13 protein-coding genes and 1 pseudogene are annotated in these 13,773 nt (G+C 63.1%); 5 read left to right on the forward strand and 9 right to left on the reverse strand.

Features of this window, described 5'->3' with window-relative positions; genetic code table 11:
- Positions 1–5: 5 nt before the first annotated feature.
- Positions 6–545: a thermonuclease family protein gene (locus tag H7688_RS14265; RefSeq protein ID WP_246329813.1), complete on the forward strand. Its 540-nt coding sequence runs from the start codon at positions 6–8 to the stop codon at positions 543–545.
- On the opposite strand, the gene H7688_RS14270 is transcribed toward H7688_RS14265, so the two are convergent.
- On the reverse strand, positions 542–1,039 hold the full coding sequence (locus tag H7688_RS14270) for a methylated-DNA--[protein]-cysteine S-methyltransferase (RefSeq protein WP_183361830.1): 498 nt from the start codon (positions 1,037–1,039) through the stop codon (positions 542–544). The two genes, H7688_RS14265 and H7688_RS14270, sit on opposite strands and share 4 nt — an antisense overlap.
- Positions 1,036–2,511, reverse strand: a complete 1,476-nt coding sequence (locus tag H7688_RS14275) for an Ada metal-binding domain-containing protein (RefSeq protein WP_183361831.1) — start codon at positions 2,509–2,511, stop codon at positions 1,036–1,038. Before H7688_RS14275 ends, H7688_RS14270 begins: the two co-directional genes overlap by 4 nt.
- 471 nt (positions 2,512–2,982) lie before the next feature.
- Between H7688_RS14275 and H7688_RS14280 the strand changes: the two genes are divergently transcribed.
- The 4 genes from H7688_RS14280 to H7688_RS14295 all read left to right on the forward strand — a co-directional run bounded on the left by H7688_RS14280 (position 2,983) and on the right by H7688_RS14295 (position 7,114).
- A complete protein-coding gene (locus H7688_RS14280; protein WP_183361832.1) occupies positions 2,983–5,181 on the forward strand; it encodes a molybdopterin-dependent oxidoreductase in 2,199 nt (732 codons plus the stop codon).
- Positions 5,174–5,731: a 4Fe-4S dicluster domain-containing protein gene (locus H7688_RS14285; protein ID WP_183361833.1), complete on the forward strand. Its 558-nt coding sequence runs from the start codon at positions 5,174–5,176 to the stop codon at positions 5,729–5,731. The genes H7688_RS14280 and H7688_RS14285 overlap by 8 nt, the downstream gene beginning before the upstream one ends.
- A gap of 11 nt (positions 5,732–5,742) precedes the next feature.
- On the forward strand, positions 5,743–6,711 hold the full coding sequence (gene nrfD, locus H7688_RS14290; protein WP_183361834.1) for an NrfD/PsrC family molybdoenzyme membrane anchor subunit: 969 nt from the start codon (positions 5,743–5,745) through the stop codon (positions 6,709–6,711).
- 178 nt (positions 6,712–6,889) lie between these two features.
- Positions 6,890–7,114 (forward strand): hypothetical protein, encoded by a 225-nt coding sequence (locus tag H7688_RS14295; protein WP_183361835.1) that lies wholly within the window; start codon positions 6,890–6,892, stop codon positions 7,112–7,114.
- 107 nt (positions 7,115–7,221) lie between these two features.
- Here the strand turns inward: H7688_RS14295 and H7688_RS14300 are convergent, their stop codons facing one another.
- From H7688_RS14300 to H7688_RS14330, 7 genes and pseudogenes are all read right to left on the reverse strand, one after another.
- Complete coding sequence (locus tag H7688_RS14300) at positions 7,222–8,499, reverse strand: rhodanese-like domain-containing protein (RefSeq protein ID WP_183361836.1); 1,278 nt, start codon at positions 8,497–8,499, stop codon at positions 7,222–7,224.
- Positions 8,500–8,666: 167 nt separating this feature from the next.
- A complete protein-coding gene (locus H7688_RS14305) occupies positions 8,667–10,691 on the reverse strand; it encodes a TonB-dependent receptor domain-containing protein (protein WP_183361837.1) in 2,025 nt (674 codons plus the stop codon).
- 35 nt (positions 10,692–10,726) lie between these two features.
- Positions 10,727–11,476, reverse strand: coding sequence for an energy transducer TonB (locus H7688_RS14310; protein WP_183361838.1), 750 nt, complete (start codon positions 11,474–11,476; stop codon positions 10,727–10,729).
- Between the two features lie 100 nt (positions 11,477–11,576).
- Positions 11,577–12,077, reverse strand: a complete 501-nt coding sequence (locus H7688_RS14315) for a hypothetical protein (protein WP_183361839.1) — start codon at positions 12,075–12,077, stop codon at positions 11,577–11,579.
- A gap of 247 nt (positions 12,078–12,324) precedes the next feature.
- Positions 12,325–12,537: pseudogene (locus H7688_RS22675) on the reverse strand (Rdx family protein); the annotation flags it as partial.
- Positions 12,538–12,608: 71 nt separating this feature from the next.
- The gene (locus tag H7688_RS14325; protein WP_183361841.1) at positions 12,609–13,283 is read right to left on the reverse strand and encodes a cation efflux transmembrane domain-containing protein; all 675 of its coding nucleotides are present in this window, start codon (positions 13,281–13,283) and stop codon (positions 12,609–12,611) included.
- Between the two features lie 15 nt (positions 13,284–13,298).
- Positions 13,299–13,607 (reverse strand): rhodanese-like domain-containing protein, encoded by a 309-nt coding sequence (locus H7688_RS14330; RefSeq protein WP_183361842.1) that lies wholly within the window; start codon positions 13,605–13,607, stop codon positions 13,299–13,301.
- Positions 13,608–13,773 lie beyond the last annotated feature (166 nt).

A 13,773-nucleotide genomic window follows, 5' to 3' on the forward strand; every position in this document is an offset into this window, starting at 1 on the left:
TCGCCGTGGCCGTTCCGGTTTTCGCCCAGCCTGAGGCTCCTCCCACTTCCGTCCTGGAAGGTCTGGTGGTCGGTATCTCCGAGGGGGACCTCATTACGGTCAACTCCTACGGAAACGAGATCAAGGTCCGTCTCTACGGTATCGCCGCCCCCCAAACCGGCAAGGTCGACAAGTTCACCGGGTGGTCCAAACCCGGCCAGCCCTACGCCGATGAAGCCTTCCGGGCCCTTTCACTCAAGGTGCTGCACCAGCAGGTGAAGATCGACATCCGGCGTACCGTGGCCCTGCAGCAGGACCGGGAACAGCGCCAGTACGCCCTCGCGGTGGTCTACCTGGAAGGGCGCAACATCAACCTGGAAATGGTCACCGAAGGGTGGGCCTGGGCCTACAAGAAGCTGATCACCCGTAATGATTTCCATGCCTATCTCTTCGCCGAACGCCGTGCCCGGACCCGCAAGCTCGGCCTCTGGAGCCAGGAATCTCCGCAGCCTCCCTGGGAGTACCAGCCCAAGCTGCGCATCAACCCCCGTCACTACTCCCCCTAGCTCTTTCTCGAGCAAGCCTCCAATTCGAGCAGCTGTACCTTGACCGAAATCCCCCCGGCGTACCCCCCGATGCCCCCGTCGCTGCGCACCACGCGGTGGCAGGGGACGATGATGGCGATCGGGTTGCGCCCGTTGGCGCTGCCGGTTGCGCGTACTGCACCTGCCGTACCGACTTCCCGGGCCTGGGCCTGGTAGCTTACGGTCGTCCCGTAGGGTATCCGGCGTAGTGCCTCCCAGGCCCTGAGTTGGAACTCGGTCCCCTTCGGCGCTATCGGCACCGTGAAGGTCGTACGACTCCCCGCGAAGTATTCAGTCAACTCCCCGCACGCCAGTGTCAATATCGGGTTCTCCTCCAGGCGCGCCAGTGAACCGTTCAGGCGCAGCAGGATCGCTTCCAGGTTCTGGTCGAATGCCAGGCAGAGAAGGTGGTCGTCGTCGGCCAAAAGGTGCAGCGGTCCGACCGGGCTCAGCCAGGTGGTGCGATAGAGGTTCATGTCAGACTCCTTTCCGGCCCGCTGGCCGGCGAGGTGGTATCGTGTGCGTCGCCGGCTGTCTGGGCTTTCCAGAGGGCGAGGGCGAAATAACCGCGCCAGGGACGCAGCTCATCAGGACGAAACGGGGAGGCTGCCAGTGCCCGTGCCAGCACCAGGTCGGTGGCCGGGAAGGCGTCGGGGTCGCCCAGGCAGCGTAGCGCGATCATCTCTACCGTCCAGGGGCCGATCCCCCGGATCCGGGCCAGCGCCTGGCGCGTCGCGGCGAGATCGCAGCTGCGCGAGAGGGTGAGGCGCCCCTCGAGGAACGCGCGGGCCAGCTCGTTGATGGCCGCAGCGCGTACCTTGGTGAAACCGAGAACGCTCAGGTCCTCGCGGGCCAGTATCTCGGCCGTTGGGAACCGGTGCGTCAACCGGGGATGCAGCGGGTTCGGCACCGGCGTTCCGAAGCGCTCCACCAATTTCTGCAGGTTGCGTCGCCCCTGGACCGTCGAGACCAGCTGCCCGAGGATCACGGAAACCGCGATCTCCAGTGGATCGAAGGCACCAGGAATGCGGATACCTCCGGCAAGTGCTGCGAGGGCCGGAACCGATGCCTCAGCTGAGCCGGGAACGATCAGGAGCGGGTTGTGGTCCAGGTCGAAGGCGTCTCGCACCGCGGCCACCGTGGGGCGCAGGTCGGAGAAGCTGTGCAAGGTGAGGGATACCTCGAGACAGGCCTTTTCCGGCAGGTGCCGGACCCTGACCAGGCTCGGTCCCTGTGGCGTACCTAGTTGGCGCAGGTACCAGCCGTCCTCCACGACATCCGTGCCGAAGACCTCGTGGCGTGCGTAGTAGCGCAGCAGGGTGTTCCAGTCGTAAGGGGGGAGATAGGGGAGGTGCAGGGTGATGGTTTCGGGACATCCCGGTTGCTGGGGCGAGGCTTTACGGAATTCGCTGGGAGTCCGCTGGTAGGTTCCGGTAAAGGCGTCGTTGAAGCGCCTGAGCGAATTGAAACCGGAGGCGAGGGCGATGTCGGTGACGCTCAGCGAGGTCTGGCTCAAGAGCTGGCGGGCCAGGTGCAAGCGGCGCGAGATGGCTACTTCGATCGGTGAGGCACCCAGGTGCTCGCGGAAAAGCCGCCGAAGGTGACGGTCGCTGATCCCAAGGCGCTCCGCGAGAACTCCCAGAGAGTCGCTCTCAGTCGCTTCGCGTTCCATGATGGTAAGCGCCCGGGCGACCACCGCTGCGGTTCCCTGCCACTGGCTGCAACTGGGGGAGAGGTCAGGCCGGCATCTCAGGCACGGGCGGTAGCCGGCCCGTTCCGCCTCGGCCTTGCTCTTGAAAAAGCGCACGTGCTCCGGTTTGGGGCGTGCCGGGCAGACCGGGCGACAGTAGATGCCGGTCGTGGTGACCCCGTAGTAGAAACGCCCGTCGTGGCGGGGGTCCCGTGCAGTGAGCGCTTGGTGCAGTGCTGTTGCGAAAAGTTCATCCATGACCGCAGCATACGGGATTTCCTCCTCAGCCGCCAGCCATTTTCGGACTTCATCGAGGGAGGGCAGGGGCTAGGGGCTGGGGGCTGGGGGCTGGGGGCTGGGCGCTGGGGGCTGGGCGCTGGGCGCTGGGGCTGGGGCTGGGGACAGGAGGGATATTTAAATTCCATCCGTTTGTGTAAAAAACTGTTTCGGTTCCACTGTAAAAGGCACACGAATTGTGCGGAAATGCTTGTGTTCTTGACCAGTTACTTGTTCTGGTTCTGGAAAAAACCTACTGTCCTTAGTAACTTAGCTAACCATCTTCACGTATTTAAATATTGATATATCCCGGTCGGTGTGATATATCGCTGGTGGCATGTCCTTGCCTGAGTCTCTGCTAACTCGAGGCGCCGTGTGGGCTCGAAGGGTCCGGTAGGAGCCATGTGGTGGTGTTGGAGCAACTGTCAGTTCAGCTCGTAAAGGAGGATCACCGTGAAATTCTCGCGTCGGACCTTTCTGAAGGCCAGCGGTGCAGCGGGGTGCAGTCTGGCCGCCTACGCCGCGCTTCCCGAGAAGTTCCTGCTCTGGGCCGAAGAACAGGGGATGCTCAAGGCGAGCTACGTCCCTACCTTTTGCGAGATCTGCTTCTGGAAGTGCGGAGCGGTTGCCAAGGTCCTCAACGGCCGCGTGGTAAAACTGGAGGGGAACCCGGCCCATCCGGGTGCGCGCGGCAAGCTCTGCGCCCGCGGCAACGCCGGAGCGGGGCTCCTCTATGATCCCAACCGCCTGAAGACGCCGCTGATCCGTACCGGTGCCCGTGGGGAGCAGAAGTACCGCAAGGCGACCTGGGACGAGGCCCTCGACCTGATCGCCTCAAAAATGAAGCACATCAAGTCCGAGTTCGGCCCCGAATCCGTGGCGCTCTTCACCCACGGCACGCCGACCGATCATTTCCTGCCGCTGCTTTCCGCCTACGGCTCCCCCAACGTCGGGATGCCCTCCTTTGCCCAGTGCCGCGGCCCCCGCGACGTAGGGCTCGAACTCACCTTCGGCGAGGGGATCGGGTCTCCCGAGCGCGTCGACCTGACCCGCTCCAAGGTGCTGGTCCTCTTCGGCTCGCACCTGGGCGAGAACATGCACAACTCCCAGGTGCAGGACTTCGCCGATGCCCTTGCCATGGGGACCAAGCTGATCGTGGTCGATCCCCGCTTCTCCATCGCGGCCGGCAAGGCGCACAGCTGGCTCCCGATCCGTCCCGCCACCGACCTGGCCCTCATGCTCGCCTGGATCCACGTGATCATCAAGGAACAGCTCTACGACAAGGCGTACCTCGACGCCTACGCCAACGGCTTTACCGAACTCGCCGCGGCCGTTGCCGACTGCACCCCCGAATGGGCCGCGCACGAGACCGACCTGTCGGCCGAAAGTATCGTGGAGACGGCGCGTCTGCTCGGCCACAACGCCCCCAATGTCTGTCTCCATCCCGGGCGCCACGCCACCTGGTATGGCGACGACGTGCAGCGCTCCCGCGCCATCGGTATCCTGGCGGCGCTGTTGGGGAGCTGGGGGAGGGAAGGGGGGTATTTCCTGGCCACCCGCACCTCGCTCCCCAAACCCGAATCGAAGCCGTTCCCCGAGCCGGCCAAGGCGCCGCTCAACCTGGGGAACTTCCCCTTTGCCGGGGCTGAAGGGGTCACCCAGGAGATCCGCCGCGCCACTATTTCCGGCACACCTTATCCCATCAAGGGGTGGATCGTTACGGGCACCAACCTGATGAAGGCGATGCCCAACCAGAAGGAGACTATCGAGGCGATCAACAAGCTGGACCTCCTGGTGGTGGTCGACGTGATGCCGACCGACACGGCGATGATGGCCGACGTCATCCTCCCGGAGTGCAGCTACCTGGAGCGTCACGATGCTTTGGCGGTGGGGAAGGGGCGCTCGCTCAGCATTTCGCTGCGCCAGCCGGTGGTTCAGCCGCTTTACGACTCGAAACCGGGGTGGTGGATCGCCAAGCAGATCGCCAACCGGCTCGACCTGGCGGACTACTTCCCCTGGCAGAACCTGGAGGAGAAGATCCAGGCCCAGTGCGCGCTGTGGGGCGTCAACTACCAGGAGCTCAAGAAGGTCGGCACCATCACGATTCCCAACAGTGCCAACCCCTACATTACCGCGGAGGCACCGGCCGAGTTCAAGACCGGCTCCGGCAAGATCGAGCTGTACAGCAAGGAGCTCAAGGAGAAAGGGTTCGATCCGGTGCCGCGCTACACCAGGCATCCGGTGCCACGGCAAGGGGAATTCCGCCTGGTCTACGGGCGCAGCCCGGTGCATACCTTCAGCCGCACCGCGAACAACCCGGAACTGCACGAACTCTACCCGGAGAACGAGGTCTGGATCAACAGCGGGAAAGCGAAGGACCTCGGCGTCATAAACGGCGAATACGTGGTGCTGGTAAACCAGGACGGGGTGCGCTCGAACCGGATCAAGGCGAAGGTCACCCAGCGCATCCGCACCGACTGCGTCTACGTGGTGCACGGTTTCGGTGCCGCCAGCAAGAGCCTCTCGCGCGCCTTTGCCAAGGGGGCCGACGACCAGGGGATGATCACCAGGTACGCGGTGGATCCGATCTGTGGCAGCACCGGGATGCACGTCAACTTCGTGCGCGTGGAAAAGGAGGGCGTCCATGCCTAAGTACGCCATGGTGGTCGATCAGAGGCGCTGTGTTGCCTGCATGGCCTGCGTGGTCGCCTGCAAGAAGGAGAACGAGGTTCCGCCCGGACAGTTCCGCACCCGGGTGGTGGAACAGGTCGAGGGGGAGTTCCCCAAGCTGCGCATGGAATTGCGTTCCGAACTTTGCAACCACTGCGACAATCCCCCCTGCGTCTACAACTGCCCGACCGGTGCCTCGTACAAGTCCCCGGACGGGATGGTGCTTCTGAAAAAGAACCGCTGCGTGGGGTGCAAGGCGTGCGTCGCCTCCTGCCCCTACGATGCCCGTTACATCAACGAGGAGAAGGGCTTCGCCGACAAGTGCACCTTCTGCTCGCAGCGTATCGCCGAGGGTAAGCAGCCGGCCTGCGTCTCCACCTGCATCGGGAAGTCGCGCATCTTCGGCGACCTGGAGGACCCGGCCAGTGCGGTAAGCGCCGCGCTGCGCGACAACCACCACGACGTGCTCCTGGCCAGCGCGGGTACCAATCCGCGGGTCTTCTACATCAAGAAATTCGGCAAGCCGGAATAGGAGGCTCCTCAATGGAAATCACGGTTACCGGAGTGAATGCGCTGGTTTCTCCCCACCTGCACGTCTGGGACTGGCGGGTCTCTTTGTACCTGTTCTTGGGAGGGCTTTCGGCGGGGCTTGCGGTGATGACCTCGGTACTGCACGTGCGCAAGGGTGGCGCGTTGGCAACCGGTGAACGAGCCGCATCGACTGCCGGGCTTTTGGTGCCGTTCATCCTGAGTATCGGGATGCTCTTCATCTTCCTTGACCTGGAGCGCAAGCTGAACGTCTTCTGGTTCTACCTGACGGTGCAGCCCCTTTCCCCCATGTCCTGGGGTTCCTGGGGGCTCCTGGTCTTCTACCCGGTGAGCATCCTCTATGCTCTGGCCGCCTTTCCCGAGGAGCGCCGCCCGCAGTTGCGGCTCCCGGTCCTGATCCGGCTCTCGGAGTGGTTGAGTGCCTGGCGCCTGCAGCTTGCCGCCGCCAATTTCGGGATGGGGATCTTCATCGGTGTCTACACCGGGGTGCTGCTGAGCTCCTTCGTGGCACGCCCCTTGTGGAACTCTGCGATCCTGCCGATCCTGTTTTTGACCTCCGCGCTTTCCGCCGGGGCTGCCTTCATGATCATGATTGCCGATCAGAAGAAGGTGAAGCTCTTCTTCACCAAGGTGGATATCTGGCTCATCCTGGCCGAGATGGTGATGCTCCCCTTGTTCTTCTACGGCCAGTACACCTCTTCGGGTGCGCACCGTGACTCGATCATGCCCTTTTTCACCCTGAGCCACGACTATTTCTGGTACGGTCTGGGGCTGTTGCTCCTGGTGGTGATCTTTCCCATCGCCGTGGTGCTCAAGTTCCTGGAGGTGCGTGAGGACCATGGCGACGAATTGACCGGGCAGGAGCTGATGCGGATGAACCTGAGTGCCCTGATGGTGCTCTTGGGTGGTCTCATCATCCGGCTTTCCTTCGTCTACGCCGGCCAATTAAGCCGCCTGAGCTAGGAGTCGGCCAACTGGACGGTCGGCCTCCACCGTACCTGTCCTAGGGTCAGTGACTTTCCGGGTGAGCCGTCCGTTGCCAGTTGCTTGTGCGGGTCAGTCGTCAATTATCCATCGTCAATTGCTTCTAAAGTTTTTCCGGCCCACACGGGTCGTTATTCCATGTAAGGAGGAGTATCCGATGAAGCGTATGGCAACCCTGTTGGTAGCGGCACTGGTGGCGCTGAGCCTGTCCGGTCTGGCTTTTGCTGAAGAGACCAAGCCGGCGGCGGAGAAGAAGGAGACCACCGAGGCCAAGCCGGAAAAGAAAGCCAAGAAGGCCAAGAAAGAGAAGAAGGACGAGGCAGCTGACGCCAAGAAAGAGGGGAAACCTGCCAAGAAGAAGAAAGAGATGGCCGGCTGCTAGTCGCTTGCGACTACCCAGATCTGGCTGCACTGGAGCCAAAAAGAAAGGCACCCCTGAAACGGGGTGCCTTTTTTCGTTGGCGGGCGTGGCGCGCAGCCGGGCCGCTCTTACTCGCTCACCTTGTAGCTGCCGTCTTCCTTGAACTCGACGTTGGCGTTCAGGAATTTCACCGCGTACTCCTTGCCCTGCACCATGTCGTAGGCCATTTCGGCGCGGGTGCCGGTGTTGCAGTAGAAGACCACCGGTTTCCCCTTGGGGAGTTCGGCAAAGCGCTTGGCTATCTGCTCGGTGGGAATGTTGATCGCGTTGGGCAGCCGCTCCTTTTTGAACTCCTCGGGAGTCCGCACATCGACCAGGACGGTACCGGCGGGGAGCCCCTTTAAGAAGTCGTTGGAGCCGAGTTCGTTGGGGCCGAGCTTTTTGCGGTACACGATGCGGTCCGGGGTCGAGCCGCCCTGGAGCTGGAAACCTGCCTTGCGCCACTCCTCGATCCCGCCGGGGAAACCGGTCACGTTGGAGTAACCCCAGTCGCGCGCCGTGGAAACTGCGGCTTCCACGTCTTTTTCAGCGGTGCCATAGAAAACCAGCTGCGCGCTTTTGGTGCTCGGGAAACGATTTTCCCACTGCTCCAGCTGGGCCAGGGGGACGTTTATCGCCCCGGGAATGTGGCCAGCCGCTACCGCTTTCGCATCGCGCAGGTCGATGATCACCGCGTTACCGTCGCTGAGGAATGCGGCGCTGGGGATGGTGTAGTGCTCGGCCTTCTTCCACCCCGGTTCACCTGCAGTGAAGACGCTCACGTTAAGGTAACCGAGACTGTGGGCGATCTGTGCCGATTTGTGGCTCAGGCCGCAGGAAACGCCGCCACAGTAAAAGATCAACGGGGTCTCCTTAACCGCCGGCAGCAGCTTGGTCCCCTCCAGTTCGAGGGTGGGGAGCGGGATGGAGATCGCGTGCGGCAGGTGCCCACTGGCGTACTTCGTGACCGGCCGCGCATCGATGATGACAGCGTCAGGGGCCGGGCGCTCCAGGAGCGCTTCCATCTCCTTGAGCGGCACTTCCTGGACCCCCTCCGGGAGCTTCGGGATCATCTTGGTGATCCTGGTCGCCACGAGGTCGTCACCATCGCGCTGGTAATCGATGGAGACGTTCTCGCCGGGGAGGATGTCCTTGGTACCTGCAGCGTTGACGAAGCTGGTCTTGTCGTCGAACCGCAGGACCAGCGCCTTCTTGTTGGCCTGATCCAGTGCGATGGTCTTCGACTTGTTGGCCAGAGCCCTCACCGGTCCCGTAACACTCAACATCTCGCCGGCCCAGGCGATACTGCCGCCGCACAAAAACGCAACGAGCGCAAGCCGTGCCACCCTTCCTGCCGATCTGCTCATGCTGTCAACCTCCTGTTCACCTGATAATTTCCCGCCGGAACCGAAAAATCGGAGCCTGCGGTCAACTGCGGCGGGAGCGACTCGTGCTGTCGCCCCCGCCGCGGAAGGGGAAGCTACGTCATGGGCATCCTCTATATCATATATTCCACAAGCTGCATAGCAGCGAATCAGAAACGGTAGCTGAGCGAGCCGTAGATGTTCCTGCCGTTTTCCGGAACCCGCACGCCGCTTTGGAAGGGATCCCGGGCGTAGGAGAGATGGCTGAAGTACTGCTTGTCCAAAAGGTTACTCACCCCGACGCTGACGGTGAAACGCTCGATGGTGTAGCCCGCCTTGAGGTCGGTGGTGGCCCACCCCGAGGTGCGCTGCTCGAGCAGCCCGGTATCGACCCGGTCCTGTTCGCGGGTCAGGTTTTCCAGAGCCTCGACGAACAGGTGTCCGTCGTCGTAGCGCACCGACAGGGTCCCTTTAAGCGGCGGTATCTCGGAGAGCGGCCGGTTGCCGGTCTCGTTTTGCCCCTCGACGTAGGAGAGCGTTCCCCTCAAAAAGATGTTGTAGTCCAGGGCGAGCTGGCTTCCCAGTTCGGCGCCCCACATGGTGGCATGGACGTTCTGGTAGCTCTTCTCGAACAGGCCGGGGACCTGGTAGAAGTTGATGTAGTCCTGGAGGTCCGAGTAGAAGAGCGAGGCGTTCAGGTAGAAACGGTCGGTGGCGTACTTGGCGCCGAGGTCGGCCTGGTGGTTCACGGTCGACTTCAACCCGGAGTTGCCGTGCCAGTACGGTGAATTGAGCGTGGGGGCGCCTGCCAGCGGTACGTCGAGAAAGAGCTCCTGCTGGTCCGGGGTCCGCGTGCCGCGCGCGATGCCGACGAAAAGGTCGAGCCCCTGCACGGGGGTGTAGTTGAGCTGCAGATTCGCGTTCAGGTTGGTGAAGTCCCGGGTAGTCCCGGCGGCTACCCGGGTGTTGCTCTTGTCGGCCTCCACCCAGGTGAGGTCGCCGCGCAGGCCGCCGGTAAGCCGCAGCCTCTCGCCCAGGGGGAGCTGGTACTCCCCGAAGAGCCCCAGGTTGTCGACGCTCGCATCGGGAACCATGGCAAGGTTACGGTAGGCGAAGTAGCCGGCGCGGCGGTTCTCGGCGTCCCAGTTGCGGTTGTAGTAATCGACCCCGGTTTTCAGCGAGCCCGGGCCGGTGGCAAGGGTCCCTTGCAGCTTTACCCCGTAGACCTGGGTGCGGGCGTCGGTCTGCATGGAGTAAAAGCGCGAGGTGGTGAGGGAACTGGCACGCTCCCGGTCGTCCATCAGGTGGTTCACCTTGTCCCAGTAGGCCTGCAGCTTCAATTCGCGCACCAGGGGGGAGACCTTCTCGATCCGGTAGTTCCAGTTCAGGAGGTGGGTCCGGTCGTAGTCGGCGTCCATCTTGAGGTACGGGTAGAGGACGTGGTCGGCGTCCTGGTAGCTGTAGGAGAGCTCGCTGCGCGCGTTGGAGGTCGGGTTGACGCCGACCTTGAGCCATCCGGTGTTGATCTCGTAGGCCTTGGAGTCCACCGAGCCGGGGCGGTAGCGGTTCGGGCTGGTGGCGGGGTAGATCTCGGTCAAGCGCCTGCCGTCACCGGACTCGGGAACGTCGGAGTACTTGTAGGCGTAGCCCAACAGCAGGTCGTACTTTTCGGTGGCGTAGGAGCCGGTAGCGGCGGCGTTCAGGCTGTTCCAGCTGCCGTAGCTGAGGTTCAGGTCGGCACCCAAGCCGGTGCCGGGGCGCTTGGTCTGGGCGTCGATCATGCCGCCCAGGCCGCCGGGGTTACTGAGGTCGTAGGGGCCCTTGGTGATGGAGACCTGCTCGACTTCGGCGAAATCGAGGTGGAACGAGGGCGGGTCCATCCGGGAAGGGCAGGCGCCGTGCAGGCGCACCCCGTCCACCAGGACGTTGATGTTGTCCCTCTGGAAGCCGCGCAACACCACGTCGTTGGCAATGGCTCCCTTGTGCACGTAGCTGACACCCTCGACCTGTTTCAGGGCTTCGCCGAGGTCTCGTGCCGGGCTTTCGCGCACTTCGCGGATCGAGAGGTTTTCTTCGATGGGTGACTGCTTCTGGCCGCGCACCGTGATCTCGTCGAGGATCTGGCTCTCGGCGCGGGCCTGGGGGGCGTACAGTGCCAGGCCGATGACGAGCGCTGACAGGGGATATCTGGACATAGTTTTCATGACAGGACAGCTCCTTGAAAAATGATTTAGGGGTGCAGCGCAAAATGCACCGGCAGCACGATTTCGGCGCGCACCGGCGGTTTGGGAAACGGCGCTACCGAGCGCACCGTGTCCAGGGCGCTTTGATCCAGGATCGTGTGGCGCGAGCTCTCGGCGACCTTCAGGCCGGTGATGCTGCCGTCCTCCTGGATAATGAAGCTCACCACCGTCTTGCCGCTCCAGTTCATGCGGCGCGCCAGGGGTGGATAGGCGAGTCTCCGGGTGACAAGGTCTCGAATGTAGGCGAAATGCTCTTTCACGTAGCGCTGCTGTGCCGTTTCCCGGCTGGCAGCCGGTGCCGGCGACGGGGGCGCGACTGGCAGTGAGCTCGGCACCGCGGCACTGGCGACTGAGGCGGCAGCCGGCGTCAGGCGCTGAGTCTCGCGCGCAGCGCCCGGTACCGGGACACGTTCCGCTGCCAGCGGCAGGACCTGGGTCGGTACCGGCGTCAACACGGGCGTCTGTGACACCGGGACCCTGGCCTGCACCGGAGCCGAAACCGGTTCCCTGACCGGCACCGGGGCGCTCGTCCTGACGGGGACCGGTGGACGCAGCTCCGGCCGCTCCGCCGTAGGTGCCGTCTTGGGACGCGGTAAATCCGGCAGATCAAGGTACTCGAGCGAGACGGTGATCGGGTGAACCGGAGTTCCCTGCCGCGAGACGGCCAGGATCAATGCCAGGGCCAGGACCAGGTGCAACGTGAAAGACAAGCCGCAGCATTTGGTCAGGTGATACATGGGCAACCTCCTGCATGGCGAATCTTTGGGCGAGTACGGGCGCAGCTTGGGCATTGCAGCCCGGGCCGTGCGCGCACATCGTGGGTCTGGTTGTGGTGGGTCAGCTCAGGTCGTCGGGGGGTGGGTCGGGAGGTTCGGGGAGGCGGGAAACCGGCACGCGGGGCACTTCGAGGTGCTTGGTGTCCGAGGGGGGAAGGATAAAACTCGGCCGGAAGTAGAAGGGGAGCACCTCGCCTGCCTTGGCAGCAGAAGCAAGCAGCGAGGTGGTCTTGCCGCAGGGGCAGGCGCAGGAAATTATCGTGGGGCCGGCGGCCGGGGCCGCTTTCTTACAGCATTCAGGGATGTTGTCGTTGAGCTGCAGCTTCGCCAGTTGGCGCTTCTTGGCACAGCAGCAGGTGCCGCGGGCGCTGCTTTCTGGCGAGCAACCGCAGGTGTCGCAGGATCCGGTACATTCTCCGGTCAAGGCGTGCAGCACCACCTTGGAGCGCAGGGTAGGGGAGAGCAGGGGGCTCAGCGAGAGACACAGGTAGATCAGCAGCATCGGCAGGGCGATGACGGTGCGCAGCGAGAGCTTGAAGGTGGGGCGGGATGACACCGACATAGGCACGTGAGCTCATTGCATCAGGCTCGAAAGCCTGTTCAGGCACTATCGCCTGAGGGTTAGACACTAAGGTATCGGGCTCAATGTCTCTTCTGGTGCAGATTGCCACATAGCCTAGCAGGTTTTTTTTGTTTGTATAGTGTTTTTTATGTGCTTTGACTTATGAGGTGATGCTTTTTAGGTGTTACTTATTGTAAGCTGCGTGTTGCAGAGTAAGGCTGCCCTCAGCTGTGACAGTATGGAGCGCTCAGATAGTGTCGGGGACTGGCGCTGCCGGTGTCAGACGCAGCTGCACGAGGGGGGCTATGTCGTCGAGCACCGGCATCCTGCCTGCCACGATGCGGGAAAAGATCCGCTCCTCGTCGAGGTACACCGCGAACTCGCCACGCGGTCCTTCCCGGTCCAACTGCACCGCTACCTGCCATCCCTTTCCCTCGATGAGGCGAGCCAGACCGGCCGCCGTCTCGGTGTACTGCGCTCAGAGGTTACAGAACTCGATTCTCAGCAGCATGGCTCCTCCGCTAGGTCGGGTCAGTGCTCGCTCTTCAAACCGGTGCCGCAGGCGCAGGAACAACCGCACCCCAGGCCGCGCGCCTTCTGGAATGCCTCGCGTCCTTCCAGGAAGGAAAAGACGGCGATGACCAGGGAGCCGATGGCGTCCAGGGAGCCGATGCCGGTCAACTGGTAGCCGAGGCTCGCGAGAAGGAGCACCACCGAAAGGCGCAGGCAGGTGCGGGTGCAGGCCGCGTCGGCCAGGATGGCGGGGGAATTGAGGGCCGTTCCGACCTTCGTCTTGAAGTGGATGAGCACCTGCATGGAGACGATGGAGACCAGCGAGACGATGATCCCCCAGCGCGTGGTCTGGGGCTGGTGTCCCTGGAGCAGGGATAGTACGGCGGTCGCCAGCAGACCGGCGGTGAGCAGGTAGAAGGCGCCGCCGGTGACACGCAGGGCCTGGCGCTCGAAGGTGTCGCGGTCGGCCGTCTCGCCACGCCCCAACCGGCGCACCAGGTGCCAGATGCCGACACCCGAGATCACCTCGACAAAGGAGTCGACCCCGAAACCGAACAGGGCGATGGTCTCGTCCCCGGCACCGAACCAGACCGAGACGACCCCTTCTCCAAGGTTGTAGTAGATGGTGATCAGTGCCAGCAGGCTCGCCTGGCGGTAGAGCCGCTGCAATTCCAGCATTTTGTTACAGAACATGCGGTACTCCCCGTGTCACTTCTCGGTCGGCAGACCCGCCTTGCGCCAGCCGTGCATGTGTCCCTCCAAAAGATCGAGGTTGCGGTACCCGAGCGTACCGAGTATCCCCTTGGCGATCTGGGCCCGCGGGCCGTGCTCGCAGGTGATGACCAGCGCGGTGTTCTTGTCGGAGGGGAGCTTGGCCATGAAGAGCAGGATCTTCCAGGTGGGGGCATGGAGGGCGCCGGGGATGTGACCGCGGTCGAATTCGAACCCGGTCCGGACATCGATGACGACGGGGGCGCTGCCGGTTTTTAGTTTCCCTGCCAGTTCTTTTGCGTGCATGGCTACTCCTCGTGGGCGAGCTTTCGGGCGACCGCCTGCAGGGGCAGCAGCTGGCCGCGTCAGGCCACAACATACATGCAAATAATTATATGTCAATGGTTAATCTCCCGAACCAAAAGTGCCGGAAGCTGCCGGTGCCAACCCAGGGGTGCGAGACAATGGGAGG

The organism is Geomonas limicola (assembly GCF_014193675.1).
Lineage (GTDB): Bacteria > Desulfobacterota > Desulfuromonadia > Geobacterales > Geobacteraceae > Geomonas > Geomonas limicola.

Coding starts and splice junctions, on each gene's coding strand:
- H7688_RS14315 (WP_183361839.1), bottom strand. CDS start 12,077: ATGTCGGTGTCATCCCGCCCCACCTTCAAGCTCTCGCTGCGCACCGTC.
- H7688_RS14305 (WP_183361837.1), bottom strand. CDS start 10,691: ATGTCCAGATATCCCCTGTCAGCGCTCGTCATCGGCCTGGCACTGTAC.
- H7688_RS14325 (WP_183361841.1), bottom strand. CDS start 13,283: ATGTTCTGTAACAAAATGCTGGAATTGCAGCGGCTCTACCGCCAGGCG.
- H7688_RS14310 (WP_183361838.1), bottom strand. CDS start 11,476: ATGTATCACCTGACCAAATGCTGCGGCTTGTCTTTCACGTTGCACCTG.
- H7688_RS14300 (WP_183361836.1), bottom strand. CDS start 8,499: ATGAGCAGATCGGCAGGAAGGGTGGCACGGCTTGCGCTCGTTGCGTTT.
- H7688_RS14275 (WP_183361831.1), bottom strand. CDS start 2,511: ATGGATGAACTTTTCGCAACAGCACTGCACCAAGCGCTCACTGCACGG.
- H7688_RS14285 (WP_183361833.1), top strand. CDS start 5,174: ATGCCTAAGTACGCCATGGTGGTCGATCAGAGGCGCTGTGTTGCCTGC.
- H7688_RS14330 (WP_183361842.1), bottom strand. CDS start 13,607: ATGCACGCAAAAGAACTGGCAGGGAAACTAAAAACCGGCAGCGCCCCC.
- nrfD (WP_183361834.1), top strand. CDS start 5,743: ATGGAAATCACGGTTACCGGAGTGAATGCGCTGGTTTCTCCCCACCTG.
- H7688_RS14295 (WP_183361835.1), top strand. CDS start 6,890: ATGAAGCGTATGGCAACCCTGTTGGTAGCGGCACTGGTGGCGCTGAGC.
- H7688_RS14270 (WP_183361830.1), bottom strand. CDS start 1,039: ATGAACCTCTATCGCACCACCTGGCTGAGCCCGGTCGGACCGCTGCAC.